Genomic DNA, 25,065 nt, shown 5'->3' on the forward strand with positions numbered 1-25,065 from the left:
CCGGCGGACGCGCGCTTGGCGGCCGCGGTTCGGTGCCGCGTTCCCCCGCTACCGGCATGAGCAGCGGCCCGGCAGGCCGATGATCAACGCCGCGCCGACGGTCACATGCATCCCCAGCAGCGCCAGCTTGCTGCCCGTGCCGACGCCGCTGCCCAGCGGGCCCGCCAGCGAGAGCAGCAGCACCGCCGTCGCGATGATCCGGTAGGTCCGCGCGGGTCGGCCGGCCCTCCGCTCCAGAAGGGTCAGCAGTCCCCAGGCGGCCAGGCCGGCGAGCACGGCGGTCGCCGCGACGGCCACCGGGCCGATCCGCTGGACGTCGCCACCCTGCCGGACGGCGAGATCGACGCCGCTCCAGTCGTCGACCGCCCACAGGAGCAGGGCGCCGGCCGCACCCGCGGCCACGGTGATCGCCCGGCCCGCACGCCGGTTGGTCCTTGCTGTCTGCCGCATGTCGTTCGTCATGGCGACGAGCTTGGCGCCCGGCACCCGGTCCGCACATCGGACTTCGGACATCGCCGGCCCATACCTCCGAAGGGGCCGGACACCTACTTTGGTAGGTGTCGCCGAACGGCGCCCGCCGGTTAGCGTCGCCCCGTGAACGCCACCTCCCGCCGTCCCGGCACCACCAGGGTCGTCGCCGTCATGTCCGCGTCAGCGGTGCTGATCGCGGCGACGCTGGTGGGCTGGTGGGCCGACCGGCCGCCCGGCCCGCTGCTGGCCCTCGACCTGACGGTCGCCGTGCTGAGCTGGCTGATGACGCCGTTCCTGCTGTGGCGGCCGGTCGCGGCCACGGCCGTGCTCACCGTGCTGGCCGCGCTGTCACCGGCGGCCACGCCGCCGGCCACGATCGGGGCGCTCCAGGTGGCGTGGCGGCGGCGCTTCCCGGTCGCCGTCGCGACGGCCGTGGCCGGGGTGGTCGCGCACGCGGTGCAGGGTGCCTGGCGGTCCGGCGGCACCATGCCGTACGGCTGGTGGCTCGTGCTGGTCACGATCGGCTACGGCGGGCTGCTCGGCTGGGGCGCGTGGGCGCAGGCGCGCGCGGCGCTGATCCGCTCGCTGCACGAGCGGGCCGAGCGCGCCGAGGCGGAACAGGGACGGCGCGTGGCCGAGGCGCGCATGCTGGAGCGCCGCAAGATCGCCCGGGAGATGCACGACGTCCTCGCCCACCGGCTGTCGTTGCTGGCCACGTTCGCCGGCGCGATGGAGTATCGTCCCGACTCCTCGCCCGAGCGGCTGTCCCGCGCCGCCGGGGTCGTGCGCGACGGCGTCCACCAGGCCCTCGAGGAGCTGCGGGAGGTGATCTCGCTGCTGCGCGACGACGATCCGCCGGACGGTGAGGGCAACCGCCCGCAACCGGTGCTGGCCGACGTGCCGCGCCTGGTGGAGGAGTCCCGCGACGCCGGCACCGAGGTGCTGCTGAGCGAGGCGGTCGACGAGCCCGCCGAGGCGCCGCCGACCGTGGCGCGCACGGCCTACCGGGTCATCCAGGAGGCCCTGACCAACGCCCGCAAGCATGCCGCCGGCCAGCCGGTGCGGGTCGCCCTCAGCGGCGGTCCCGGCGCCGGGCTGGAGATCGAGGTCCGCAACTCCCTCGCGGCGTCGGGCGCCCCGCCCGGCTGGTCCGGCGGCGCCGGCCTGGTCGGCCTCACCGAGCGGGTCCATCTGGCCGGCGGCCGGCTCGACCACCGCGCCGACGCCGGCGAGTTCCGCCTGCACGCCTCCCTGCCGTGGCCGGCATGACTCCCCTGTCTCCTCCGTGGGCGTCACTACGATGGCCGCCATGACTTCGCCGGTGCGCGTGCTCGTGGTCGACGACGACGCCCTCGTCCGCGCCGGGCTGACCATGATGCTCGACGGCGCTTCCGGCATCGCGGTGGTGGGCGAGGCCGCCGACGGCGACCAGGCGCAGGCCGCCGTCGACGCGCACGCGCCCGACGTCGTGCTGATGGACCTGCGCATGCCCCGGGTCGACGGCATCACCGCGACCCGCCGCCTGCGGGCGCGGCCGCGGCCGCCCGAGGTCATCGTGCTGACCACGTTCGACACCGACGACAACATCCTGCACGCGCTGCGCGCCGGCGCCAGCGGTTTCCTGCTCAAGGACACCCCACCGGCCCGCATCGCCGACGCGGTCCGCCTGGTCGCGGCGGGCGAGCCCATCCTCTCGCCGCGGATCACCCGCCGCCTGATGGACCGCGCGGCCGTCCAGGCCGGCGCCTACTCCCGCGCCAAGGCCACCCTCGCCACCCTGAGCAAGCGCGAGCACGACGTGGTCGTCGCCATCGCCCAGGGCCAGAACAACGCCGAGATCGGCGCGTCCCTCGACATGACCCTGGCCACCGTGAAGTCGCACGTCTCGCACATCCTGACCAAGCTCGCCCTCGACAACCGCACCCAGATAGCCCTCCTCGCCCACGACGCCGGCCTCGCCTGACAACGCCCCCCACCACGCCGCTGCAAGGCGCCGACCCCACGATGCCGGCGCCCGGCCTGACCCAGGAGGCCGATCCGGCATGCGCACCGAACCACGACACCGCCCCGGCAGGTGCATCGACTCACCACGCCGTCCCACGAAGCCGGCCCGGCAGACGCGACGCCGCCACAACACCGGCCCGGGCAGGCGCGACGACCCACCACGCCGGCCCGACCGCCCCGCACCATCCCACAAACCAGCCCGGCAGACGCGACGCCGCCACAACACCGGCCCGGGCAGGCGCGACGTCGCCACGACGCCGGCGCGCGCAGCCAACGCGGGCAGCCGGCTACCCCACGCCCGCCGTGTCCGGCAGCGGCGACGGTGCCGGTCGGCGGCGGCGCGAGGGTGTCCACCAGTTCGCGCGGCCGAGCAGGGCCATCGTCGCCGGGACCAGCAGGCCCCTGATGACCGTCGCGTCCACCGCGATCGCCACCGCCAGGCCGAGGCCCATCATCTTGATGACCGGGTTGGCGCTCAGCACGAAGCTCGCGAAGACGCACACCATGATGAGCGCCGCCGACGTGATCACCACGCCGGTGCCGGCCAGGCCCTCGCGGACCGATGCTCGGTTGTCGCCGGTGCGTTGCCAGGATTCTCGGACGGCGGTCAGCAGGAAGACCTCGTAGTCCATCGACAGGCCGAAGAGCAGCGCGAACAGCATCATCGGCACGTACGCCTCGATCGGCACCGGGCCGTCCAGGCCGGTCCAGCGCACGCCCCAGCCCCACTGGAAGACCGCGGTCAGCACGCCGTACGCCGCCCCGACCGAGAGCAGGTTCATCAGCGCCGCCTTCACCGCGACCACCGGCGCCCGGAAGGCCACGAACACCAGCAGCGCGCTGAGCAGCACGACGATCCCGATGACCCACGGCATGCGCTCACCCACCCGGTCGGCCAGCTCCCCGCGGATCGCCGTCTGGCCGGTGACCGACACCTCCGCGCCGTCGACCGTCAGCGCGTCCAGCCTCTCCACCGTGTCCAGCGTCGCCGGGTCGCTCGGTGCGGTCGCCGGCTGCACCCGGATGGACGCCACCTCCCGATCCCCGGAGAGCCGCACCGGCTGCGCCTTTGTCACCCCGGCGGTTGCCGTGACCGCGGACGACAGCGCGGCCAGTCGCGGGTCGCCCGGCCCCGTCGCCGCCGGTGACAACGACGCCACCACCGTCAGCGGCCCGTTCACCCCCGGCCCGAACGCCGTGGCCATCGCGTCGTATCCCGATCGCGTCGCCGAGCCGGCCGGGTCGTCGCCCGCGTCGGTCTGGCCCAGCGTCATCGACAGCACCGGCGTGGCCATCGCGAGCAGCACCGCCGCGCTCGTCACCGCGTACCGCCAAGGGCGATGGGTGACCCGGTCCGCGAGGCGTCCCCAGGCCGACGGCCGGCTCGCCCGCCGCACCCGGCCGGCCCGCGCGCCCAGCAGCATGAGCAGCGCCGGGAGGAGCGTGGTCGCCGAGCCCACCGCCACCAGCACGACCAGCCCGGCGGTCCAGCCCAGCGTCGCCAGGATCGGCACCCCGGCGACGGCCAGCCCGCCCAGCGCGACGATCACCGTGCCGCCGGCGAAGACCACCGCGCTGCCCGAGGAGGCGACCGTCTCCACGATCGCGGTCCGCCGTTCGGCTCCCGCCGCCAGCAACGCGCGGTAGCGGGTGATCAGGAACAGCGCGTAGTCGATGCCCACGCCGAGCCCGATCATCGTGCCGAGCGTCGTCGCCACCGACGGGATGCCGGTCAGGTGCCCCACCAGGCCGATCACGCCGACCCCGCAGATCAGCGTCACGATCGCCGTGATCAGGGGCAGCGTCGCCGCGACCAGGCCGCCGAACGCGATCACGAGCACCACCAGCGCCACCACGATGCCGATCGCCTCGCTGCGCCGGGTGTCGGTCTCCGGCTTGGCCAGCGCCCCGGCCGGCAGCGCCTCGAGCCCGGGTGTCTCCGCCGCCGCCACGATCTCGTCCGCCAGCGCCGTCGTCACGTCGCGGGGCCCGACGTCGAGGGTCACGTCGAGGTACGCGGTGTGCCCGTCGGCGCTGAGCACCGGCTTGCCCACGCTCGCCACATGCTCGACCGCGCCGATCCGCTCCGCCGGGGCGGCCAGCGCCGCAACGTCGACGTCGCCGGTCCGCTCCGCCGGGGCAGCAGGCGCCGCGTCGACGTCGCCGGTCCGCTCCGCCGGGGTAGCGGGCGCCGCGTCGACGTCGCCGGTCTGCTCCGCGGGGGCTGCCGGGGCCGCCGCGTCGGTGTCGCCGCGGAAGAGCACCTGGCCGGTCGCGTCGTCCGAGCCGGTGAAGTGGGCTTCGAGCAGGTCCCGGCCGTGCTGGGCGGTGCTGCCGGGCAGCGTCGCGTCTTCGTCGGTCACCCGGCCGAAGCCGATCACCAGCGCGCCGACCGTCGCGGCGAGCACCAGCCACGCCGCCAGCACCCACCACGGCCGGCGGGTGGCGAGCCCGCCCACGCGCGCCATCACGCTGTGCAGCGGGCCGTCCTCGATGGTGCTCACTCCGTACCTCCGCATGTCTTGCTCTTCGTGGTTTTTCCGGCGTCGCGAAGGTCGAGGTCGCGGCCCTCGGCGACGACCTTCAGGCCGTCCTGGGCCGCGCTGATCTCGCGGTACGCCAGTCCGGACGGCAGCGCGGGCAGGTCGACCGTGCGTGCCTTGCTCGCGTTCGCGGGCAGCCGGCTCGCCGGAACGCGCAGCCCCAGCCCGCTCAGCTCGACCTCGGCGGGGGTGATCGTCAGCCGCGATCCGCTGAGCGCCAGGGTGGCGTAGACGGTGGCGTCGAGCTGCAGCCCGCGCACGCTGAGAGACGTCTCGGCGACGAGCCGCCCGGCGTCGTCCCCACCGACGATCCGGATGTTCGTGCCGGACCCCGCGCCGGTTGCGGCGCTGCCTGCGGTCCCGCTGACTTTGCTGTACGGGATGACGGCCTCGATCCGCAGCGAGGTGATCCGCCCGGACGCGAGCTGCGTGATCGCCGGGAAGCCGCCCAGCTCGACCTTCGGCGTGCCGGAGAGGCCGGCCGCGCAAGTGAGCCGGGCGGCGATGCGGTGCTCGGCGACCGACTCGGCCACTCGGTCGGCGGCGAGCGGCACGGCGAGTGCCGCCACGGCCACCGACCCGATGATCACTTGCTTCGTTCTGGTCACCGGGGCAAGGAAACCGGCCCCGGACGCCAATCGGATGCGAGGAAGATGAGAGTTCGTCAAGAATCGCGGGACAGCGTGAACCAGACGGTCGAGCCGTCGATGCCCACGCCGCCGCCGTGCCCGCGTACCACCTCGGCGACGATCGCCAGCCCCAGCCCGGCGCCCTCGGCGGCCGAGCGCGCGGTGCCGGCGCGCCAGAACCGCTCGAACGCGTGGGCGGCCGCTTCGGCGTCCATCCCCGGCCCCTCGTCGGTGACCTCGACGCGGACGTCCCGCTCGCCCGGCACGACGCGCGCGTGCGCCGCCGTTCCCGCGGACGTGTGCGCCCGTACGTTTGCCAGGAGGTTGGCCATCACGCGGCGCAGGCCCTCCGCGTCCCCGGTGACGACCAGTTCCCCCGGAGCCTCCACCGAGAGTGGCCGCTCCGGCTCGACCGCCGCCGCGTCCGCCACTGCGTCACGCACCAGCGCCGCGAGATCGACCGGCGTGTGCCCGGCGGGCGGCGACGCGTCCAGCCGGGCCAGATAGAGCAGCGAGTCCACCATCGAGCCCATCCGCGCCGTCTCCTCCTCGAGACGGCCCAGCACGTCCGGCCGGTCCCGCAGGTCGACCACGCCGGTGCGCACCAACTGGAGATATCCCCGCACCGAGGTGAGCGGCGTGCGCAGCTCGTGCGAGGCGTCCGCGACGAAGTCCCGCATCCGCTGCTCGGACTGCTCGCGGGCGGCGAGCGCCTGCCGGATCCGCGACAGCATGCCGTTGATCGCCAGCGTCAGGCGTCCCACCTCGGTGCGCTCGGCCCGGGGCGGCTCGGGGACGCGCCGCTCGAGCCGGCCGTCGGCGAGATCGGTGGCGGCCGACGCGAGCGCGTTGAGTGGTCTCAGCCGGCGGGCCACGACGATCTCGGCGAAGAGCATCAACAGCAGGAGTACGCCGAGTGAGGTGCCGCCGGCGACCATCAGCAACCGGCGCACGGTGTCGTTCACCGGGCGCAACGAGAGCGCCGCCAGCACGGTGAACTGGCTGTCGCGGACGACGACTGCGCGATACCCGGCGACCGTCTGCGGATCGGGGTCGTCGAGCCGGGCCTGGTCCATCAGCGGGCGCGCCGGCAGCGGGGTGCCCGACATGACGCGCAGGGTGTCGCTGCCCGTACCGCGGATCTCGATCACGTATTCGGTCACCGACACGACCTGGCGCACCGCCTCGCCGCGCTGGGCCGGGTCGAGCGGCAGCAGCGCCGTCCTCGACCGGGCCAGCCGCGCCGCCGCGGCCAGCTGATCATCAGTGCGGTCCAGGAGGTACGCCCGCAGCGCCAGCACCGCGGTCGCCGACACCACCAGCAGCGCCGCCGCGGTCAGCGCCGCGACGGCCAGCAACATCGAGCGGCGCAGCGTCACGGTCGCTCGGCTCGCAGCGCGTAGCCGAAGCCGCGATGGGTGACGATCAACGACGGCCCGATCTTGCGGCGGACGTAGCCGACGTACGTGTCGACGACGTTGGAGTCGAGCTCGTACTCCCAGACGGCGCGCAGCAGCTCGGTCCGGGACAGCACGCGGCCGGGGTTCTGGAGGAAGTAGCGCAGGAGCTTCAGCTCGGTCGGCGACAGCTGCACCGGCTCACCGGCCCGCCGCACCTCGAGCGTGTCCTGGTCGAGCTCGACGTCGGCGTGGCGCAGCACCCGGCCCGCCGGCTCGGTGGCGACCCGCCGCAGCACGGCACGCACCCGGGCGAGCAGCACGTCGACGTCGAACGGCTTGGTGATCCAGTCGTCTCCGCCGTACGCCAGGCCGGTGATGAGGTCCTCGCGGGCATCGCGTGCCGTGAGGAAGACGACGCCCGCCGCCGAACCGGCGGCCCGCAGCCGCCGGCAGACGTCGCGGCCGTCGCCGTCGGGCAGCATGACGTCGAGAAGCACCAGGTCGGGCCGGTGCTCGGCGGCCCGCTCGACCGCCTCGGCGGCGCTCGCCGCGGTCGCGACGGCGAACCCGTGGAAGGTCAGGACGGTCGCCAGCATGTCGACGATGTTGGGCTGGTCGTCCACCACCAGGATGCGTTTCGGGTGCGATGGACTCATGGTGTGCTCATCACATCACGCCTGGATGAGAGCCACGTGAGAGTGCGCATAGGCTTTCGGCATGGATGACAAGACTGTGCTGAGCCGGATCCACGGCCTGGTCGACGAGGAACACAAGCTGCGGCAGCAGCTGAGCAAGGGCGAGATCTCCTCCAGCGAGGAGCACGAGCGGCTCAAGGAGGTCGAGGAGGCGCTCGACCAGTGCTGGGACCTGCTGCGCCGGCGCCGGGCCGCCCGGGAGTACGGGAACGACCCGAACTCCGAGCAGGCCCACAGCGTCGGCGAGGTCGAGGGCTACCTGCAGTGACCCCGCTACGGGGCCGGCCTCACCGCAGGCCGGCCTCGTAGAGCAGCCGGTCGAGCAGCTCGTCGGCATCCACCCGCAGCCCGCGCTGGGTGAACCAGGCCGCGACGTTGCGCACGTCGCGGCCGATGAAGTCGGCGCCCTGCGGGTTCGCGACGACGTCGACGATCTGCGGCAGGTCGATCAGCACCAGCCGGCCGTCGTGCACCAGCGTGTTGTACGGCGAGAGGTCGCCGTGCGCCACCTGCGCACGGGCCAGCACCGACAGGGCGTCGGTCATCTGCTGCCACAGGTCGGCCAGCTGGTCGGGGTCGGCGCGCACCTGCGCGAGCCGGGGCGCCGCCTCGCCGGTCTCCCAGTCACCGATGAACTCGAGCAGCAGCTCGGTGCCGATGATCTGCACCGGGTACGGCACGCGGACCAGGCCGCTCTCCTGCCCGACCTGCCACAGGTGGGACAGGGCGCCGAACTCGGCCATCGCCCACTGGCCGGAGATCATCTCCTTGCCGAACGAGGTCCGGTTGTTCATCGCCCGCATCTCGCGCGACCGGCGCACCCGGCGCCCTTCGAGATATCCGGCGTCGCGGTGGAAGAGCCGGTGGTCGCCGTCGCGGTAGCGCTTGGCGGCCAACATGCTGATCTTGTCGGTGTCGGGAATCGCCCGCCGGACCAGGAAGACGTCGGCTTCCTTGCCGGTCTTGAGCATGCCCAGCTCGGTGTCGACGGCGCCGTACTCGGTGCGCACCCAGTCGGGGCGCGGCTGTGGGCCGTGCAGGGCGCCGTCCCAGGTGGACCAGCGGTCGCCGGTCTCGGGCAGGTCGGGATCCTCTTGCAGCTGCGGCTCGGGCCGCCCGCGCTTCAGAAAAGTGTCGTCGTCGTCGAACTTGCGACGGCCGCGGCGCATGGTCGCCGGGCCGAAAGAGTCGTGCTCTCGCACTGGAGGGTCTCCTCGAAGAAGGAAGCAGAAGAAAGAAGTACGGGAATCCGGGCAGCAGTCATCACAAAGACAGCCATGGAATCCACCCCCCTCTCTCTCGCCTCGTCTCGAGGACCTCTCGCCGCCTCTTTCCGGGCGACGCGCTCACTTTGCCGACAGTCCGCCGGCGGCGCAACCTATTTTTTCGCGCTTTCCCTATCGGGCCGTTGCCATGATCGCGGAAAGCCCCTGGATGACGTTGCCGACCACGCGGGTCGGCGCGAACCGGCGGTCCATCCAGTCACGGCCCCGGTGCAGCCAGACGCTGGGCAGGCCCATCGCCGCCGCCCCGCCGATGTCGGCCTCGGGACTGTCGCCGACCACCCATGCGCCGCCGAGGCGCATGCGCACCCGCTGGGCGGCCATCGCGAAGATCCGCGGATTGGGCTTGCTGACGCCGGCCTGCTCGGAGATCACCCAGTCGGCGACGTAGCGGTCGAGCCCCGTACGCCGGATCCTCGCCTCTTGGATGTCGGTCTGGCCGTTGGTGACCACGACGGGCACGAAGCCGGCGTCGGTGGCGATCTTCAGCGCGCAGCCGACGAGCGGATCGAGCTTCTCGAACGCGAGCGGGCCCTCGTGCAGCTCGTCGACGACATCGATCGAGGGAATCCGCAGGGCGTAGCGCTCGCGGATCAGGTCGGCGAGATCCCACCGCGGGGTGAGGCCGTCGGCATCAACGGAGAGTAACCAGTCGAGGTCGTCCTGTGGCGCCCCGATCTCGTCCAGGAAACCCTTCGCCCACAGCCTGAAGGCACCGCTGCGGTCGAGCAGGGTGTCGTCGAGAGCGATCAGGACGAGGGGCACGCGGGCACCTTACGTGACCGAACGGGCAGGCGAACAGTCCGGGTTTGTAAACACCTCGGGGCCGGGATGGGGGAATTCGCAGCATCCGCCCGATGAACTGAGTGTGTCTGGCAAGACGTACGTACGGATTGCATGGCCGCCACGCCGCGTGACACGATCCAGAGCGTGCCCAGAGTAAGCCAGGACCAGCTTGACGCGCGCCGACACGAGATCCTCGCCGCCGCGCGCGACTGTTTCGCACGGTTCGGTTACGAGGGTGCGACCGTTCGCCGGCTGGAGGACGCGACCGGGCTGTCCCGAGGGGCGATTTTCCACCATTTTCGCGACAAGGAATCGCTCTTCCTCGCCGTGGCCGAGGACGACGCCGCCGCGATGGTCGCCACGGTGACCCGCAACGGTCTCGTCCAGGTCATGCGCGACCTGCTCGACCGCGCGGGCACCAGCGACGGCGACACCGCCGGATGGCTCGGCTCCCAGCTCGAGGTGTCCCGGCGGCTGCGCACCGACCCCGCCTTCGCCAAGCGCTGGGCGGAGCGTTCGGCCGCCATCGCCGACGCGACCCGGGACCGCCTCCAGCGCCAGCGGGACGCCGGCGTGCTGCGCGAGGACGTGCCGGTCGAGGTGCTGACCCAGTTCCTCGAGCTGGCGTACGACGGACTGGTGCTCCACCTCGCCACCGGGCGCCCGCCGGGCGAGCTGAGCCGGGTGCTCGACGTCGTCGAGGAAGCGGTGCGCCGCCCCTGACATCTCGGGCGCGGTGCGCGTTGTCCACAGGGCGCGGCGCCCGTTGTCCACAGATCGTCACCGCCGCCTTCCGGGCCGTTGCGCGCGTCTGCACAATGAGGCCACAGACGCGACGAGCGCGGGAGGTGCAAGCCCATGACCGACACCTGGGGGATTCCCGGCCCGACCTTCCTCATCTACTTCATCGCGGCGATGGTCGCGGTGGCCGTCTTCGCGTGGTTCCACCGCAAGGCCCTGTTCCGGGGCATCCGTTTCGCCCGGGTCGACCACCTCGGCCCGCAGCAGGTGGCCTACCTCAACGGCGGCCCCAAGCTGGCGGTCTACTCGGCCATGGGCGGCCTGCGCGCGGCGAACGCGATCGGCACCGGCCCCGGCCGCACGCTCGTGCAGACCGGCCCGCTGCCCGCCGGCGTCACACCGCTCGACAGCGCCATCTACAACGCCGCGGCCCGCGGCCTGCGCGCCCGCGACGTCTTCACCGACCAGTGGGTCGTCGCGGCGGTCGATCAGCTTCGCGACCACCTCGAGACGAGCGGCCTGGCGGTCGGCAACACCAAGATGCGCGAGGCCCGCACCTGGACGCTCGCCGGCCTGGCGCTGGTCCTCATCGGCATCGCCCGCGCCGTGGCGGGAGCCGCGAACGACAAGCCGATCGGCTACCTCATCCCGCTCATCTTCTTCGCCGTCATCCTGACGATCGCCCTCTACACCCGCACCCGCTGGGCCACCGACTCGGCCCGCCGCCAGATGCGCGAGTTGCGCACCCAGCACCGCCACCTCTCCCCCAGCGAGTCGCCCTCCTTCGCGACGTACGGCGCGTCCGGCGCCGCCATGGGCGTGGCCCTCTGGGGCTCCGCGTCGCTGTACACGATGGATCCCGCGTTCGCCGCCGAGGCCGAGATCCAGCGCGTTGCCGCGAGCGGCGGAGCGTCGGGCTCGCTGGGCGGCGGCGGAGGCGGCGACGGCTCCTCCGGCGGCAGCTGCAGCAGCGGCAGCTCCTGCGGCGGCGGGGGAGGCTGCGGCGGCGGAGGCGGTTGCGGTGGCTGACCGGCCGCGCGTGGGCGCCCCAGCGACAGCGGCGGCCACGACCGGCGTGCCCGGTCCAGCGACAGCGGCGGCACCGGCCGCCGCCGGTACGGGCGTGACCTACGGGGTGGGCATCGGGTGGCGGCCCGAGATCGCCGGTTTCGTCGCCGAGCTGCCGGGACTGCGCTTCGCCGAGGTCGTGGCCGAGTCGATCCACCCGCATGGCGACCTGCCCGCCGGCATCGAGGCGCTGCTCGCCCGCGGCGTCACGGTCGTCCCGCACGGGGTCCGGCTCTCGCTGGGCGGGGCCGAGCCGGTGCCGGCCGAGCGCGTCGACCACTTCGCCGCCGTGGCGCAGCGGCTCGGCGCCCCGCTGGTGAGCGAGCACATCGCGTTCGTGCGGGCGGGCGGCATCGAGGCCGGCCACCTGCTGCCGCTGCCCCGCAACCGCGAGGCGGTGGCCGCCGTGACCGCCAACGTCCGGCGCGTCCAAGAGTCGCTGAGCGTCCCGATCGCGCTCGAGCCGATCGCAGCCCTCTTCGACTGGCCCGACGACGAGCTGACCGAGGCCCAGTTCATCACCGAGATCCTCGACCGTACGGGCGCCCTGCTCCTGCTCGACATCGCCAACGTCTACGCGAACGCCCGCAACCGCGGCACCGACCCCGAGGAACTGCTCGACCAGCTCCCGCTCGACCGCGTCGCCTACACCCACGTGGCCGGCGGCGCCGAACACCAGGGCCTCTACCACGACACCCACACCGACGCGGTCCCCCAGCCCGTCCTCGACCTGGTCACGGCCCTGTGCGACCGCCACCGCCCGCCGGCCCTCCTGCTCGAGCGCGACGGCGCCTACCCACCCGCCGCCGACCTGCGCGCCGAGCTCGACGCCATCGCCAAGGCCTCCGCCTACCCGGCCGTCACATGACCGCCCCCGACGGCACGGCCGTGGACCACGAGCCTCCCGCACCACGGCAAGCGGACGACCCGGGCAGCCTTGCCGACCGCCAGGCCGCCCTCGTCGAGGCCCTGACCGCCGGCCGCCCCATGCCGGCGGGCTTCGACGGCTTCCGCTTCGAGGCCGCCCGGGTCGCGCTCCTGCGCAAGCGCGCCGGCGAGGTCTCCCGCCAGTGGCCCCTGCTCGCCGCGTCCTTCGGCGACCGCTGGAAACACGAGTTCGCCACCTGGGCCGCCACCCGCCCGACCCAGGGCTCCCTGCGCGACGGCTGGGACCTCGCCCGCGACCTGCTCGCCCGCGCCGCCCTCCCGCCGATGGCCGCCACCGAGCTCGCCGAGCGCGAGGCAGCCCTGCACTACGACGGCGCGTCACCCCCGAGACCACGCCGCGGACCCTCGCTGCGCGTCGCCGCGGGCGCCGTCGCGGTTCAGATCGCGGGGCGCGTGCGCGTCCTGCGCCGGCCGTGACGCGGCCGGCGGCGTAGCCGCTCGGAGACCGTCGCGACCAGGGCAACGGCCGCGACCGCGGCGGCGAAGCTCAGCATGTCGTGGGCGCCGGCGCGGCGGGCCACGGACGGATGCGCCGGCGAATATTCGATGCGGAGGTGCTCGCCCACCGCGACGTCGCCGCCGAACCATGGCTGCTCCACCCACGCGGTCCGCTGCCGACCGGCGTCGGAGAAGGCGACCTGCGCCGTGCCGGGGCCGCGCCCGGACGTGTCGGTCCGCGTCACCGAGGCGGTCGTCGTCCGGTGATGGCGGTCGAGGCTGATCTCGTCACGTGTCCCCAGCGCCAGGAACACGCAGATCGCCAGGCCGCCGAGTGCCACCAGCGCGAAGGCCCCGTACATGCCGGCCGTCAGAAGCCACTCGGGCGTGGTCGACTGGGCGATGGCCACCCCGGCCGGGCCGGGCGGCAGACCGCGGCGCTTGCGCGAAGGCTTCGGCTTCTTCGCACGTCGCGGGGTCACCAGTTCATGATCACGCAGGAGGGCAAGGCATGGCAGTGGCGGACGGTGCGGCGCTGGTCACGGGGGCTTCGCGAGGGCTGGGGGCGCACATCGCGCGGCGGCTGGCGGCCGACGGGTGGGCGGTGGCGGTCAACTACCTGCCCGACCGGCAGGACGCCGAGCGGGTGGTGGCCGGCATCGTCGCCGACGGTGGCAGGGCGGCGGCGTTCCGGGCGGACGTCACCGACGAGGACGAGGTCGCCGGGCTCGTGGCTGCCGTCGAGGAGCGGCTCGGTCCCGTACGCGTGCTCGTGCCGAACGCCACCGGGCCGCAACCGGTCGTGCCGGCGCTGGAGCTCACCTGGCAGGACCACCTGGACCAGCTGCTGTTCTTCGTGAAGAGCCCGACCCTGCTGATGCGGGCCGCCGTGCCCACGATGCGGCGCCTCGGCGGTGGCCGGATCATCCAGATCGGCTCCGATCTGTTCGAGCGGTCCGAGCCCGGCATGTCCGCCTACAGCGCCGCCAAGGGCGCGCAGCTCTCCCTGACCCGCACCTGGGCCCGCGAGCTCGGGCCGCTCGGCATCACGGTCAACGTGGTCGCGCCCGGCTGGATCCCGGTCGAGCGGCACGCCGGGATGGACCCTTCGTCCTATCTCCGGGACGTGCCGCTCGGCCGGATGGGAACGCCGGCGGAGGTCGCCGACGTGGTCGCCTTCCTGGCGTCCGACGGCGCCCGCTTCGTCACCGGCGAGCGGATCACCGTCAACGGCGGCCACGCGATGGACTAGGACAGGCCCTCGGTGCGGTCCAGGAAGCCGAGCACGGTCCGGATGCGGCCGTCCGCGTCCAGCTCGGCCACGTCGAAGCCGGCCGCCGGTCCGAGGTTCCAGGTGAAGCGGACCTGATCGTGGTGGCCGTCCACCAGCCCGCCGGTGGTGAACTTCAGGCCCGGGAACTGCTGCTGCACCGCCCCGATCAGCTCGGTGAGGGCGGCGCGGCCGGACACCGCCGCCAGCGGGTCGACGTAGCGGACGTCCTCGGCGAACAGGTCGTCGATCGCGGCGCGCCGGGCCGCCGGGTCGCTCTCGTTCCACACGGCCAGGTAGCGGTCCACCATGGTTGCGAAGTCGCTCATCGTCTCGTCCTCTCGGTCGCTGATGAGCTGCACCCTGCCCGCCCCAGGTAATGGCGTCGATTACCTGCGAGGTAATAGCCTGCATGCCCATGAGCGACGTGGGACAGCTTCTGCGCGAGTGGCGGGCCGACCGACGGATGAGCCAGCTGGAGCTCTCCACCCGGGCCGGCGTCTCGACCCGGCACCTGTCATTCGTGGAGACCGGCCGGTCGCGGCCCACCCGCGACATGATCCTGCGGCTCGCCGAGCAGCTCGACGTGCCGCTGCGCTCGCGCAACGAGCTGCTCGTGGCCGGCGGTTTCGCGCCCGCGTACTCGGAGTCGCAGCTGACCGGGGCGCCGCTCGCGACGATCCTCCAGTCGCTGCGCGACGTGCTCAAGGGCCACGAGCCCTACCCGGCCCTGCTGATCGACCGGCAGTGGACGATGATCGACGCGAACGACGCGGTGGCGCCCCTGATCGAGGGCTGCGCGCCGTGGCTGCTCGAGCCGCCGGTGAACGTGCTGCGCCTCTCGCTGCACCCGGACGGCATGGCGCCGCGCATCCGCAACCTGGCCGAGTGGCGCGGGCACATCCTGCACCGGGCGGCCTCCCTCAAGGACCTGCACGCCGAGCTGCTGAGCTATCCGGGCGGCGAGCAACGGCCGGTCAACGGCCTCGTCGTGCCGCTGCGCATCGACGACCTGAGCTTCTTCAGCATCACGTCGGTGCTCGGCACTCCCCTGGACGTGACCCTCTCGGAGCTCGCGATCGAGTCGTTCCTGCCGGCGGACGAGACGACCGCCGCCGCCCTGCACCGCCGGTGACCCGCGGCTGGCAGGATCGGGGCATGGATCTCGGACTCGCCGATCGCGTCTACGTTCTCACCGGTGCCTCGCGGGGGCTCGGATTCGCCACGGCCGAGGCGCTGGTCGCCGACGGTGCCCGGGTGGTGATCTCGGCGCGTGACACGGACCGCGTCGAGGAGGCCGTCGAGCGGCTGGGCGGCCCCCGGCACGCGGCGGGCGTGACCGCCGACCTGGCCGATCCCGAGACGCCCCGGGTCCTGGCCGACACGGCGGTCGAGCGGTTCGGCCGCTTCGACGGCGCGATGATCTCGGTGGGCGGCCCGGCCCTCGGCACCGCCGCGGCGATGACCGACGAGCAGTGGCGCGACGCCTTCGAGACGGTCTTCCTGGGTACGATGCGCGCCGCCCGCGTCTTCGCGTCGGCGCTGCCGGAGAGCGGGGCGATCGCGTTCGTGCTCTCCACGTCGGTGAAGGCCCCGCTGACCGGCCTGGGCCTCTCCAACGGCCTGCGCCCAGGTCTCGCCATGGCCGCCAAGGACATGGCCGACGAGTACGCTCCGCGCGGCATCCGCATCGTCAGCCTGCTCCCGGGCCGCATCATGACCGACCGCAACCGGGAGCTCTTCGCGGCCACCGGCGACTCGGCGGCCGCGGCGGCCGACGTGGCGTCGAAGATCCCGATGCGCCGCCTCGGCGAGCCCGCGGAGTTCGGCCGGGTGGCCGCGTTCCTGCTCTCCCCCGCGGCCAGCTACGTCACCGGCTCGGTCATCGCCGTCGACGGCGGCATCACGCGCGCCCTGTGAAGCCGCCCCGACCCGAGACCACAGGCGCCGCGCAGCCGCCCCGATCCGAGACCACGGCCGCCATAAGGCCGACTCGCGCCGGGAGTGCGGGCATCGTGAAGCCGACCCCCGCCGAGATCGCCGCCGCGGCCGATCGCACCATCCCCGATCTGATCGGCCCGGACCTTCTGGTGCTGTTCTCCGGCATCAACCCGAGCCTCTACTCGGCGGCGACCGGCCACCACTTCGCCCGCCCCGGCAACCGCTTCTGGCCGGCGCTGCACCGCTCCGGCTTCACCGACCGCCTGCTGCACCCGTCCGAGCAGTTCGAGCTGCCCGCGATGGGCCTCGGCATCACCAACGTCGTCGCCCGCGCGACCGCCCGCGCCGACGAGCTCTCCCCCGCTGAGCTGCGAGAGGGCGGCGAGCACCTGGCGGAGAAGGCCCGGACGTTCCGGCCGCGCTTCCTCGCCGTGCTGGGCGTGACGGCGTACCGGACGGCCTTCGCCCGCCCGAAGGCGACGATGGGTCTCCAGCCGGACGAGGTCGGCGGCGTGCCGGTCTGGGTGCTGCCCAACCCGAGCGGTCTCAACGCCCACTACACCGTGGACACCCTCGCGCGGGCGTACGCCGAACTGCGGAGTTCGATACCGTCGACGCCATGACGACGGAGATCAGTACGTTGCTGGCGGCGGCGGCTGAGCGGACGCTCCCGGTCATCCGGGCCGTCCGCGACGACCAGCTTGGCCTCGACACCCCCTGCGCCGAGTTCCGGGTGCGCGATCTGCTCAACCACCTCTTCCAGGTGGTGGTCAACTTCCAGGCCCTGGCCGTACGCGAGCAGCCCGACTTCAGCACCACACCCGACGTGCTGACCGGCGACTGGCGGCAGCGCTTCGCCGACGAGACGGCGACCCTGATCAAGGCGTGGTCCGACCCGGCGGCCCTCGAGGGCGTCTCGCCCGGCATGGGCCTGCCCCAGGCGGTCGTCGGCAACCTGGTCCTGGTCGACCTCGTCGTGCACGGCTGGGACCTCGCCCAGGCGACCGGCCAGAGCTACGAGCCCGACCCGGCCACGGTCACGGCCCTCGCCCCGATCATCGAGCAGATGGCGCCGCAGGGCCGCCAGATGGGCGTCTTCGGCGCCGAGGTCGCCGCCCGCGAGGACGCGACCGACTTCGAGCGCATGCTCGCCGTCAGCGGCCGCACCTGCGTCTGAGCCCCGCGCGGCCGCGGCCCGGGTCAGGGCTCGATCGTGCGGGCCGGCACCGTCACCACCTCGACCTCGTCGGCGTAGGCCGGGGAGGACGCCTCGGCGAACTGCGTGCGGTAGAGCTCCGAGTAGAGCCCACCCGCGGCGACGAGCTCGTCGTGGCGGCCGCGCTCGACGATGCGGCCCTTGTCGAGCACCAGGATCTGGTCGGCGTCGCGCACCGTGGAGAGCCGGTGCGCGATGACCAGCGCCGTGCGCCCCTCGAGCGCCGTGGTGAGCGCCCGCTGCACCGCCGCCTCGGACTCGCTGTCAAGGTGGGCGGTGGCCTCGTCGAGCACCACGATCGACGGGCGCTTGAGCAGGAGCCGGGCGATCGCCAGGCGCTGCTTCTCGCCACCGGAGAAGCGGTAGCCGCGCTCGCCGACGACCGTCTCGAGGCCGTCGGGCAGCCCGCGGACGAGGTCGGCCACCTGCGCCCCGCGCAGCGCCTCCCACATCTCCTCCTCGGTCGCCTCGGGGCGCGCGTACCGGAGGTTCTCCGCGATCGTCTCGTGGAACAGGTGGGCGTCCTGGGTGACGACGCCGATGGTGTCGCGCAGCGAGTCGAGGGTGGCGTCGCGGACGTCGACGCCGCCGACCCGTACGGCTCCCTCGGTGACGTCGTAGACCCGCGACAGCAGCATCGACGTCGTCGACTTGCCCGCGCCGGACGGGCCGACCAGGGCCACCATCTGGCCGGGCTCGACCGTGAAGTCGACACCGCGCAGCACCGGCGCCTGCTCGGTGCGGTCGAGCGCCGTCACGTCCTCGAGCGTCGCGAGCGACACCTCGTCGGCGCTCGGGTAGCGGAAGTGCACGTCGCGGAACTCGACCCGGCCGGCACCGGCGGGCAGGGCGACGGCGCCCGGCTTCTCCTCGATGCCCGGCTTGAGGTCGAGCACCTCGAAGACCCGGTCGAACGAGACGAGCGCGCTCATCACGTCGACCCGCACGTTGCTGAGCGCGGTGAGCGGGCCGTAGAGCCGGGTGAGCAGGAGCGCGAGGGTCACGACGGTGCCGGCCGTGACGCTGCCGGTCACCGCGAGCCAGCCGCCCAGGCCGTACGTCAGCGCCTGCGCGAGCGAGGCGACCAGCAGCATCGCGACGAAGAACGTGCGCGAGTACATCGCCTGCTGCACGCCGATGTCGCGCACCCGGGCGGCCCGCTCGCCGAACCGGGCGGCCTCGGTCTCGGGCCGGCCGAAGAGCTTGACCAGCATGGCGCCGGAGACGTTGAAGCGCTCGGTCATCGTCGCGTTCATCTTGGCGTCGAGGTTGTAGGACTCGCGGGTGATGTCGGCGAGCCGCTTGCCGACCCGGCGCGCCGGGATGATGAACAGCGGCAGCATGACCAGCGAGAGCACGGTGATCTGCCAGGAGAGGCTGAACATCACCGCGGCGGTGAGCACGAGCTGGATGACGTTGCTGACCACGCCGGAGAGCGTGGAGGTGAAGGCGCGCTGCGCCCCGGTGACGTCGTTGTTGAGCCGGCTCACCAGCGCGCCGGTCTGAGTGCGGGTGAAGAACTGCAACGGCATGCGCTGCACGTGGTCGTACACCCGGGTGCGCAGGTCGAGGATGATGCCCTCGCCGATGCGTGCCGAATACCACCTCTGGGCGAGGGAGAGGAACGCGTCGGCGACGGCGAGCGCGGCGATCATCAGCGCCAGCCGGATGACGGTCGAGGCGGCGTCGGAGCCGCCGCCGGTGATCGCGTTGACCACGTGGCCGGCGAGCAGGGGTGTGGCCACGCCGATGCCGGCGGCGAGGACCACGGTGAGCAGGAAGACCAGGATGTCCCGGCGATAGGGACGGGCGTAGCGCAGGATCCGCCGGGTCGTGCCCCGGCGGAGGCGGTGCTCGGCGACCCGGTCCGAGTTCTGGATCGAGCGCAGCATGCTCCAGCTGGACATGCTCATCTCGTCACCTCCCGGGCGGTCGTGAAATGAGGGGCAGCGACAGTCTGCCCCGGGGGTACGACAACCCGGGCGGTGAGAGAATTCCTGACCGGCTGCCTTCAGTCCGATCAAGGATGGTGGTGGGGCGGTTGGACGGGGCTATTCGCCGCTTCCGAGCAACTCGCGGACACGGCGGGTCTGCGCCTCGCGCTCGGCGCGGTCCTGCTCGGCGTACGACCGCAGCGCCGCACCCGACAGCAAACCCTTGATCTCGCGGGTGGCACCCGCGTCGGCGGCCACGACGGCGGCCGAGAGGTCGGCGACCGTGGCCGACAGCTCCCCGGCGGGCACCACCGCGGTGGCCAGCCCGATCTGCAGGGCCTCCTCGGCGGCGATGCGGCGCCCGGTCAGGCAGATCTCGAGCGCGCGCGACGGCCCGACGAGCTCGGTCAGCCGTTTCGTTCCCCCAAGATCGGGTACGAGGCCCAGCGTCACCTCGGCCATCGAGAACTTGGCGTCGTCGGCGAGCACGCGGAGGTCGCAGTTGAGAGCCAGCTGAAAACCGGCCCCGATCGCGTGTCCCTGAACGGCCGCGATCGTCACGATGGACGGGTCGCGCAGCCAGGTGAACGCCGCTTGGAAGCCGGCAATCCGATCGGCGCTCTCCTCGGGCGACAACTGCGCGAGCTTCACGAGTGAAGAATCGCCATCGCCGCGCGCGACCGACAGATCCAGCCCCGCGGAAAAGGAACGTCCCTCGCCACGCACAATGACGACTCGCGCGGCGCCCGGTAATTTCCGCGAAATGTTCGCCAGCTCGGCCCACATCGCGGGGGTCTGCGCATTGAGCACCTCGGGCCGGGACAACGTCACCGTTGCCACCGGCCCGTCCAGGTCGTAGCGAACGCCCGGCGCGTCGGCGGGGGTGCCGGTTGCGGCGTCGCCGGTCGTCACGCCTTCTTGCGGCGTCGCGCGCCGCCCCGCTGGCGGAGCTGCACGCCGGATTCGGTGAGCACGCGGTGCACGAATCCGTAGGAACGGCCGGTCGATGCGGCGAGCGCGCGAATGCTCTCACCGGAGGTGTAGCGCTTGACCAGATCCTTGGCTAACGACTGGCGCTCTGTGCCGACGATTCGCCGACCCTTCTCGGTGCTGCTGGCTGTGCCCGTGGCTGGCATGCTGAATCCTCACATCCGGAGACTGTGCGGTTCGATACGGTCTCACCTATTAGACCGCCTCCAACGATCATGCGCTAGGTATCCAGGCTTAGCCAACGTGCCCATTTATCACTGTCAGGAACTTGACGATGACCACGGTCATCAATGTCAGACAGTTAACTGACGTTAGGCGCGGCAGCTATACGGCACCCGGGTCCACATCGGCACGACCCCCACCAAGACCATCGATCACCTGCGGAAACACTCGATCGAGGGCGCCCGTTCGCGGGACATGACGCAGCGTCTATGCCGCGAGCACCGAGGGCTCCGATCACGAGTGTGCCAACTTTGCGCCGCCCGGAGGCGTGCCCGACCTGCCCGCAAACGCCCGAACGTCGCACTGTCTGTGTGGGCACTGGTTGACAACAGACGATGGCGATGATTGCCGATCTACGCGAGCTCGACGAGCTCCAGCAGGTCGTCGCTCCACGCGTCCTCGTCGCCGTCGGGCAGCAGGATCGCCCTGTCCGGCTTGAGCGCCTGCACCGCGCCGGCGTCGTGGGTGACCAGCACGATCGCGCCCGGGTAGTTGGCGATCGCGTCGAGCACCTGCTCGCGCGAGATCGGGTCGAGGTTGTTCGTCGGCTCGTCGAGCAGCAGCACGTTGGCGCCCGAGCAGACCAGGGTCGCGAGCGCGAGTCGCGTCTTTTCCCCACCCGAGAGGACACCCGCCGGCTTGTCGACGTCGTCACCCGAGAAGAGGAACGCACCGAGGATCTTGCGCAGCTCGGTGTCGGTCTGCTCGGCGGCGGCGCTGCGCATGTGCTCGAGGATGGTGCGGTCGACGTCGAGCGTCTCGTGCTCCTGGGCGTAGTAGCCCAGCCGCAGCCCGTGCCCGGCGCGCACCTCGCCCGTGTCGGGCTCGAGCAGGCCGCCGAGCATGCGGAGCAGGGTCGTCTTGCCGGCGCCGTTGAGGCCGAGGATGGCGACCCGCGAGCCGCGGTCGACCGCCACATCGACGTCGGTGAAGATCTCCAGCGAGCCGTACGACTTCGACAGGCCGGTCGCCGTGAGCGGCGTCTTGCCGCACGGCGCCGGGGTCGGGAAGCGCACCTTGGCGACCTTGTCGGAGACGCGCTGCTCCTCCAGGCCGCCGAGCAGCTTCTCGGCGCGGCGCGCCATGTTCTGCGCGGCGACGGTCTTGGTGGCCTTGGCGCGCATCTTGTCGGCCTGGGCCATCAGGGCGCCGGCCTTCTTCTCGGCGTTGGCGCGCTCGCGCTTGCGCCGGCGCTCGTCGGTCTCGCGCGACTCGAGGTACTTCTTCCAGCCGACGTTGTAGATGTCGACGACCGAGCGGTTGGCATCGAGGTACCACACCTTGTTGACAGCGGCCTCGAGCAGGTCGACGTCGTGGCTGATCACCACGAGGCCGCCCTTGTGCTGCGCCATGTAGCCGCGCAGCCACGCGATCGAGTCCTGGTCGAGGTGGTTGGTCGGCTCGTCGAGCAGCAGGATGCCCTTGCCGTTCTGGCCGGAGTCGGCGAACAGGATGCGGGCGAGCTCGATGCGGCGGCGCTGACCGCCGGAGAGGGTGCCGATCGTCTGCGCCAGCGCGCGGTCGGGCAGGCCCAGGTTGGAGCAGATGCGGGCGGCCTCGGCCTCGGCCGCGTAACCGCCGAGGGCCGAGAACTGGTCCTCCAACTGGCCGTAGCGGCGTACCAGCTTGTCGTCGGCGCTCTCCTCGAGCTCGATCTCGAGCTTCTGCATCTCGGCGATGATCGTGTCGAGGCCACGCGCGCTGAGCACGCGGTCGCGGCCGGTGACGTTGAGGTCGCCGGTGCGCGGGTCCTGCGGCAGGTAGCCGACCTCGCTGGTGCGCTCGACCGCGCCCGCGTACGGCTGGCCCTCGCCGGCCAGGACCTTGAGGGTGGTGGTCTTGCCCGCGCCGTTGCGCCCGACGAGGCCGATCCGGTCGCCCGGCTGCACCCGCAGGGTGACCGGGGAGAGCAGGATGCGGGCGCCGGCGCGCAGTTCGAGTCCGGTGGCGGTGATCATGGTGGGAAGGCTCGCTCTCGAGATCTGGAAGGGCTGACTCCGGACACGCGAAAGCGCCGGCCATCTCACGGGAGGCGGTCGGCGCGGGGCAGGTCAGTCTTCGCAGAGCAGCACGCGGCAATGGTACCCGGCACCCACCCACACCTCCCAACCGATTAACGATCAAGATCGACGGGTACAGCCCGGGCACATCGGCTCAGTGAGGGTGGAATGGAACTCAACGAGAACGCCGACATCGACACCAGTCAGGTCGAGGATCGACGTGGGTCCGGCGGAGGCGGCGGCATCGGCGGCCTGCCCATCCCCATCGGTGGGGGCGGCCTCGTCGGCATCATCATCACGCTGGTCATCGCCGTGGTCGGTGGCTATTTCGGCATCAACACCCTGGGCAGCGGCGACGAGTCGAACCAGGGCAACAACACCAACATCGCCCAGGAGTGCGCCGACAGCACGACGGCGATCAAGGAGCTCGACTGCCGCAACGTGCTCTATGTCAACTCGATCCAGGCGTACTGGAAGAAGGCGTCGCCCGAGGCCTTCGGCGTGCAGTACCAGCCCGCCAAGACCGTGTTCTTCTCCAACCGGGTGAGCACGGCCTGCGGCGCCGCGGACTCGGGAGTCGGGCCGTTCTACTGCCCCGGCGACGACAAGGTGTACATCGACCTCACCTTCTACCAGGTGCTCGCGCAGCAGCTCGGCGCTCCGGGCGAGTTCGCCCAGCCGTACGTGCTCGCCCACGAGTACGGCCACCACATCCAGGACATCACGGGCACCGAGGCGAAGATGCGCCGGGCGCAGCAGGGCGCCAGCGACGAGGAGAAGAACGCGCTGTCGGTGAAGCTCGAGCTCCAGGCCGACTGCTACGCCGGGGTCTGGGCCAAGGCGGCCAGCGACACCACCGACGCGAACGGGCAGCGGATCTTCAAGAGCCTCACCGCCCAGGACATCCAGGAGGGCATCCAGACCGCCGGCCAGATCGGCGACGACACCCTCCAGCAGCGCGGCGGCGGCACGGTGAACCCGGCGGAGTTCACCCACGGCACGTCGGCGCAGCGCCAGCAGGCGTTCAGCAACGGCTACGACACCGGCGAGCCGAAGAGCTGCGACACCAGCTTCTAAGGCTCCCGCACCAGCACGGACACGGCACGGGCCCCGGCGATCGCGGACACCAGCACCGCGTGCCGGGGCTCGGGCACGTCCAGGAACCTTTCGGCTCGCACGGCGGCCACCGGCGCGAGCTGGGGCACTGCCAGGATCGCCTCCACGGCCGTACGGTCACCGCCCGTGACGACGGTGCTCAGCCCTCGTACAGCGGGACGAAGAATGCGCCCCACGATGCCGGCGCCGTCGGCAGCGGCCGCCTTGGCCTGATTGTCCCGGCGCCGGGCGAAGCGCTGCTGCGACCAGCCACCCGCGGCCGTGCGCCCCTGCACGTAGTGGGTGTCCACCTTGGAGGCCACCAGCTTGTCACCCTCCGCGATGCCGACCGCGACGGCACCCTTGCGCGCCAGCAGCAACCCGAGGCGCCGCGGCCGCACCGCCTCGGCGATCAGCTCGGCCAGGGTCTCGACCCGCGGCGCACCCGGCGGCGGTTCCCAGGCCGCCGACGCGCCGTCCTCCGCGATCAAGGTCAACCCCTCGTGGCGGTACGGACCGTGCCGGCGCTCGAAGTTCTCCAGCCACCGCGGCAGCCGCTCCGGCGCGACATCCACCCATTTCCCGCCGCCCGCGGCCGCTCGCTCGCCCATTCTTGTCACACTACGGTGGCAGGATCCGGGACGTGACAGACCTGATCCCCCGCCTCGACGCCCACCTGCGCCCCGCAGCCGACCCGGTCCGCGCCGCCGCGCAGGCCAAGTACATGCGCGACCAGTTCCCGTTCCTCGGCCTGGCCGCGCCGACGCTGCAAAGGCTCGAACGCGCGGCCCTGGCCGGCCTGCCACCGCCGACCGAGGACGATCTCCGGGCCGTCGCGCCGGCGCTCTGGCAGCGCGACGAACGCGAATACCAATACGTCGCCTGCTCCTACCTGGCGCGCCACGTCGGCGTGCCCGGCCCCGGCTTCCTCGACGTGGTGCGCACGCTGGTCACCACGAAAAGCTGGTGGGACACGGTCGACCCGCTCGCGACACGTGTCGCCGGCGGCCTGGTGCGCCGACATCCTGAGCTGGCCGCCGAGATGGACAAGTGGGCCCGCGACGACAACATGTGGGTGGTCCGGGTCGCGATCCTGCACCAGCTCCACTACGGCGCCGCCACCGACACCGACCGCCTGTTCGGCTACTGCCGCGCCCAGGCCGGCCACCGCGACTTCTTCGTCCGCAAGGCGATCGGCTGGGCCCTGCGGCAATACGCTCGCACCGACCCGGAGGCCGTGCGCGCCTTCCTGGCGGAAAACCGCGCCCGGCTGTCCGCCCTGTCGATCCGGGAGGCCGCGAAGCATCTCTAACCCGTTGCCCTCCGTCGGCCGCGGCTTGACGTAAGCGCAGTTCAGCCCGACGCAGCCGGCCGGGAGCTTGACCGCGCGC

At 72.5% G+C, this 25,065-nt stretch carries 28 protein-coding genes; 14 read left to right on the top strand and 14 right to left on the bottom strand.

Annotation, left to right across the window (positions count from 1 at the left end):
- Positions 1-48 precede the first annotated feature (48 nt).
- Positions 49-513, bottom strand: a complete 465-nt coding sequence (locus Ade02nite_RS24055) for a DUF6069 family protein (RefSeq protein WP_239169011.1) — start codon at positions 511-513, stop codon at positions 49-51.
- A gap of 81 nt (positions 514-594) precedes the next feature.
- On the opposite strand from Ade02nite_RS24055, the gene Ade02nite_RS24060 reads away from it, so the two are divergent.
- Together Ade02nite_RS24060 and Ade02nite_RS24065 are read left to right on the top strand one after the other, a co-directional pair.
- Positions 595-1,740, top strand: coding sequence for a sensor histidine kinase (locus tag Ade02nite_RS24060; protein WP_239169012.1), 1,146 nt, complete (start codon positions 595-597; stop codon positions 1,738-1,740).
- Between the two features lie 31 nt (positions 1,741-1,771).
- Positions 1,772-2,434 carry a response regulator gene (locus Ade02nite_RS24065; RefSeq protein ID WP_203768122.1) on the top strand — a complete coding sequence of 221 codons (663 nt, stop codon included), beginning with the start codon at positions 1,772-1,774 and terminating at the stop codon, positions 2,432-2,434.
- A gap of 328 nt (positions 2,435-2,762) precedes the next feature.
- Here the strand turns inward: Ade02nite_RS24065 and Ade02nite_RS24070 are convergent, their stop codons facing one another.
- From Ade02nite_RS24070 to Ade02nite_RS24085, 4 genes are read right to left on the bottom strand one after another with little or no spacing between them, the layout of a single operon-like run.
- Positions 2,763-4,994, bottom strand: a complete 2,232-nt coding sequence (locus Ade02nite_RS24070; RefSeq protein ID WP_203768124.1) for an MMPL family transporter — start codon at positions 4,992-4,994, stop codon at positions 2,763-2,765.
- Complete coding sequence (locus tag Ade02nite_RS24075) at positions 4,976-5,626, bottom strand: LmeA family phospholipid-binding protein (RefSeq protein ID WP_203768126.1); 651 nt, start codon at positions 5,624-5,626, stop codon at positions 4,976-4,978. Before Ade02nite_RS24075 ends, Ade02nite_RS24070 begins: the two co-directional genes overlap by 19 nt.
- Positions 5,627-5,682: 56 nt before the next feature.
- Positions 5,683-7,026 carry a sensor histidine kinase gene (locus tag Ade02nite_RS50365; RefSeq protein ID WP_203768127.1) on the bottom strand — a complete coding sequence of 448 codons (1,344 nt, stop codon included), beginning with the start codon at positions 7,024-7,026 and terminating at the stop codon, positions 5,683-5,685.
- The gene (locus tag Ade02nite_RS24085; protein ID WP_203768129.1) at positions 7,023-7,703 is read right to left on the bottom strand and encodes a response regulator transcription factor; all 681 of its coding nucleotides are present in this window, start codon (positions 7,701-7,703) and stop codon (positions 7,023-7,025) included. Before Ade02nite_RS24085 ends, Ade02nite_RS50365 begins: the two co-directional genes overlap by 4 nt.
- A 61-nt stretch (positions 7,704-7,764) precedes the next feature.
- Here Ade02nite_RS24085 and Ade02nite_RS24090 point away from each other — a divergent pair, with 61 nt between their 5' ends.
- Complete coding sequence (locus Ade02nite_RS24090) at positions 7,765-8,010, top strand: DUF2630 family protein (RefSeq protein WP_203768131.1); 246 nt, start codon at positions 7,765-7,767, stop codon at positions 8,008-8,010.
- Positions 8,011-8,029: 19 nt separating this feature from the next.
- Here the strand turns inward: Ade02nite_RS24090 and Ade02nite_RS24095 are convergent, their stop codons facing one another.
- Together Ade02nite_RS24095 and Ade02nite_RS24100 are read right to left on the bottom strand one after the other, a co-directional pair.
- Positions 8,030-8,944, bottom strand: coding sequence for a serine protein kinase RIO (locus tag Ade02nite_RS24095; RefSeq protein WP_379036522.1), 915 nt, complete (start codon positions 8,942-8,944; stop codon positions 8,030-8,032).
- A 195-nt stretch (positions 8,945-9,139) separates the two neighbouring features.
- Positions 9,140-9,790, bottom strand: a complete 651-nt coding sequence (locus tag Ade02nite_RS24100; protein WP_203768133.1) for an HAD family hydrolase — start codon at positions 9,788-9,790, stop codon at positions 9,140-9,142.
- 165 nt (positions 9,791-9,955) lie between these two features.
- On the opposite strand from Ade02nite_RS24100, the gene Ade02nite_RS24105 reads away from it, so the two are divergent.
- The 4 genes from Ade02nite_RS24105 (at position 9,956) to Ade02nite_RS24120 (ending at position 12,985) form a co-directional block, all read left to right on the top strand.
- Entirely contained in the window at positions 9,956-10,534 is a 579-nt protein-coding gene (locus Ade02nite_RS24105) for a TetR/AcrR family transcriptional regulator (RefSeq protein ID WP_203768135.1), read from the top strand.
- Between the two features lie 135 nt (positions 10,535-10,669).
- Positions 10,670-11,581, top strand: a complete 912-nt coding sequence (locus Ade02nite_RS24110; protein WP_203768137.1) for a TIGR04222 domain-containing membrane protein — start codon at positions 10,670-10,672, stop codon at positions 11,579-11,581.
- Between the two features lie 94 nt (positions 11,582-11,675).
- The gene (locus tag Ade02nite_RS24115; protein WP_203768139.1) at positions 11,676-12,488 is read left to right on the top strand and encodes an MbnB/TglH/ChrH family RiPP precursor modification enzyme; all 813 of its coding nucleotides are present in this window, start codon (positions 11,676-11,678) and stop codon (positions 12,486-12,488) included.
- Positions 12,485-12,985: an SCO6045 C-terminal-like domain-containing protein gene (locus tag Ade02nite_RS24120; protein ID WP_498370403.1), complete on the top strand. Its 501-nt coding sequence runs from the start codon at positions 12,485-12,487 to the stop codon at positions 12,983-12,985. The genes Ade02nite_RS24115 and Ade02nite_RS24120 overlap by 4 nt, the downstream gene beginning before the upstream one ends.
- On the opposite strand, the gene Ade02nite_RS24125 is transcribed toward Ade02nite_RS24120, so the two are convergent.
- On the bottom strand, positions 12,946-13,488 hold the full coding sequence (locus Ade02nite_RS24125) for a DUF3592 domain-containing protein (protein WP_203768141.1): 543 nt from the start codon (positions 13,486-13,488) through the stop codon (positions 12,946-12,948). The two genes, Ade02nite_RS24120 and Ade02nite_RS24125, sit on opposite strands and share 40 nt — an antisense overlap.
- 29 nt (positions 13,489-13,517) lie before the next feature.
- On the opposite strand from Ade02nite_RS24125, the gene Ade02nite_RS24130 reads away from it, so the two are divergent.
- Positions 13,518-14,258: an SDR family oxidoreductase gene (locus tag Ade02nite_RS24130; protein WP_203768143.1), complete on the top strand. Its 741-nt coding sequence runs from the start codon at positions 13,518-13,520 to the stop codon at positions 14,256-14,258.
- On the opposite strand, the gene Ade02nite_RS24135 is transcribed toward Ade02nite_RS24130, so the two are convergent.
- Positions 14,255-14,605 (bottom strand): nuclear transport factor 2 family protein, encoded by a 351-nt coding sequence (locus tag Ade02nite_RS24135; RefSeq protein WP_203768145.1) that lies wholly within the window; start codon positions 14,603-14,605, stop codon positions 14,255-14,257. The two genes, Ade02nite_RS24130 and Ade02nite_RS24135, sit on opposite strands and share 4 nt — an antisense overlap.
- A gap of 89 nt (positions 14,606-14,694) precedes the next feature.
- Between Ade02nite_RS24135 and Ade02nite_RS24140 the strand changes: the two genes are divergently transcribed.
- The 4 genes from Ade02nite_RS24140 (at position 14,695) to Ade02nite_RS24155 (ending at position 17,394) form a co-directional block, all read left to right on the top strand.
- Positions 14,695-15,411, top strand: coding sequence for a helix-turn-helix domain-containing protein (locus Ade02nite_RS24140; protein ID WP_203768147.1), 717 nt, complete (start codon positions 14,695-14,697; stop codon positions 15,409-15,411).
- 23 nt (positions 15,412-15,434) lie between these two features.
- Positions 15,435-16,196, top strand: coding sequence for an SDR family oxidoreductase (locus tag Ade02nite_RS24145; protein WP_203768149.1), 762 nt, complete (start codon positions 15,435-15,437; stop codon positions 16,194-16,196).
- Positions 16,197-16,291: 95 nt separating this feature from the next.
- Positions 16,292-16,840 carry a G/U mismatch-specific DNA glycosylase gene (gene mug / locus Ade02nite_RS24150; protein WP_239169013.1) on the top strand — a complete coding sequence of 183 codons (549 nt, stop codon included), beginning with the start codon at positions 16,292-16,294 and terminating at the stop codon, positions 16,838-16,840.
- Positions 16,837-17,394 carry a TIGR03086 family metal-binding protein gene (locus tag Ade02nite_RS24155; RefSeq protein WP_203768151.1) on the top strand — a complete coding sequence of 186 codons (558 nt, stop codon included), beginning with the start codon at positions 16,837-16,839 and terminating at the stop codon, positions 17,392-17,394. The genes mug and Ade02nite_RS24155 overlap by 4 nt, the downstream gene beginning before the upstream one ends.
- A gap of 23 nt (positions 17,395-17,417) precedes the next feature.
- On the opposite strand, the gene Ade02nite_RS24160 is transcribed toward Ade02nite_RS24155, so the two are convergent.
- From Ade02nite_RS24160 to Ade02nite_RS24175, 4 genes are all read right to left on the bottom strand, one after another.
- Complete coding sequence (locus Ade02nite_RS24160) at positions 17,418-19,340, bottom strand: ABC transporter ATP-binding protein (RefSeq protein ID WP_203768171.1); 1,923 nt, start codon at positions 19,338-19,340, stop codon at positions 17,418-17,420.
- A 144-nt stretch (positions 19,341-19,484) separates the two neighbouring features.
- Entirely contained in the window at positions 19,485-20,279 is a 795-nt protein-coding gene (locus Ade02nite_RS24165) for an enoyl-CoA hydratase/isomerase family protein (RefSeq protein WP_203768153.1), read from the bottom strand.
- Complete coding sequence (locus Ade02nite_RS24170; protein WP_097322431.1) at positions 20,276-20,503, bottom strand: helix-turn-helix domain-containing protein; 228 nt, start codon at positions 20,501-20,503, stop codon at positions 20,276-20,278. Before Ade02nite_RS24170 ends, Ade02nite_RS24165 begins: the two co-directional genes overlap by 4 nt.
- 429 nt (positions 20,504-20,932) lie before the next feature.
- Positions 20,933-22,537 (bottom strand): ABC-F family ATP-binding cassette domain-containing protein, encoded by a 1,605-nt coding sequence (locus tag Ade02nite_RS24175; RefSeq protein WP_203768155.1) that lies wholly within the window; start codon positions 22,535-22,537, stop codon positions 20,933-20,935.
- A 210-nt stretch (positions 22,538-22,747) separates the two neighbouring features.
- Between Ade02nite_RS24175 and ypfJ the strand changes: the two genes are divergently transcribed.
- Positions 22,748-23,656, top strand: coding sequence for a KPN_02809 family neutral zinc metallopeptidase (ypfJ, locus tag Ade02nite_RS24180; RefSeq protein WP_203768157.1), 909 nt, complete (start codon positions 22,748-22,750; stop codon positions 23,654-23,656).
- Here the strand turns inward: ypfJ and Ade02nite_RS24185 are convergent.
- Positions 23,653-24,285 (bottom strand): acVLRF1 family peptidyl-tRNA hydrolase, encoded by a 633-nt coding sequence (locus tag Ade02nite_RS24185; protein WP_203768159.1) that lies wholly within the window; start codon positions 24,283-24,285, stop codon positions 23,653-23,655. The genes ypfJ and Ade02nite_RS24185 overlap by 4 nt on opposite strands.
- Positions 24,286-24,317: 32 nt before the next feature.
- On the opposite strand from Ade02nite_RS24185, the gene Ade02nite_RS24190 reads away from it, so the two are divergent.
- A complete protein-coding gene (locus tag Ade02nite_RS24190) occupies positions 24,318-24,986 on the top strand; it encodes a DNA alkylation repair protein (RefSeq protein ID WP_239169014.1) in 669 nt (222 codons plus the stop codon).
- Positions 24,987-25,065 lie beyond the last annotated feature (79 nt).

The organism is Paractinoplanes deccanensis (assembly GCF_016862115.1).
In the GTDB taxonomy this organism is placed as follows: Bacteria; Actinomycetota; Actinomycetes; order Mycobacteriales; family Micromonosporaceae; genus Actinoplanes; species Actinoplanes deccanensis.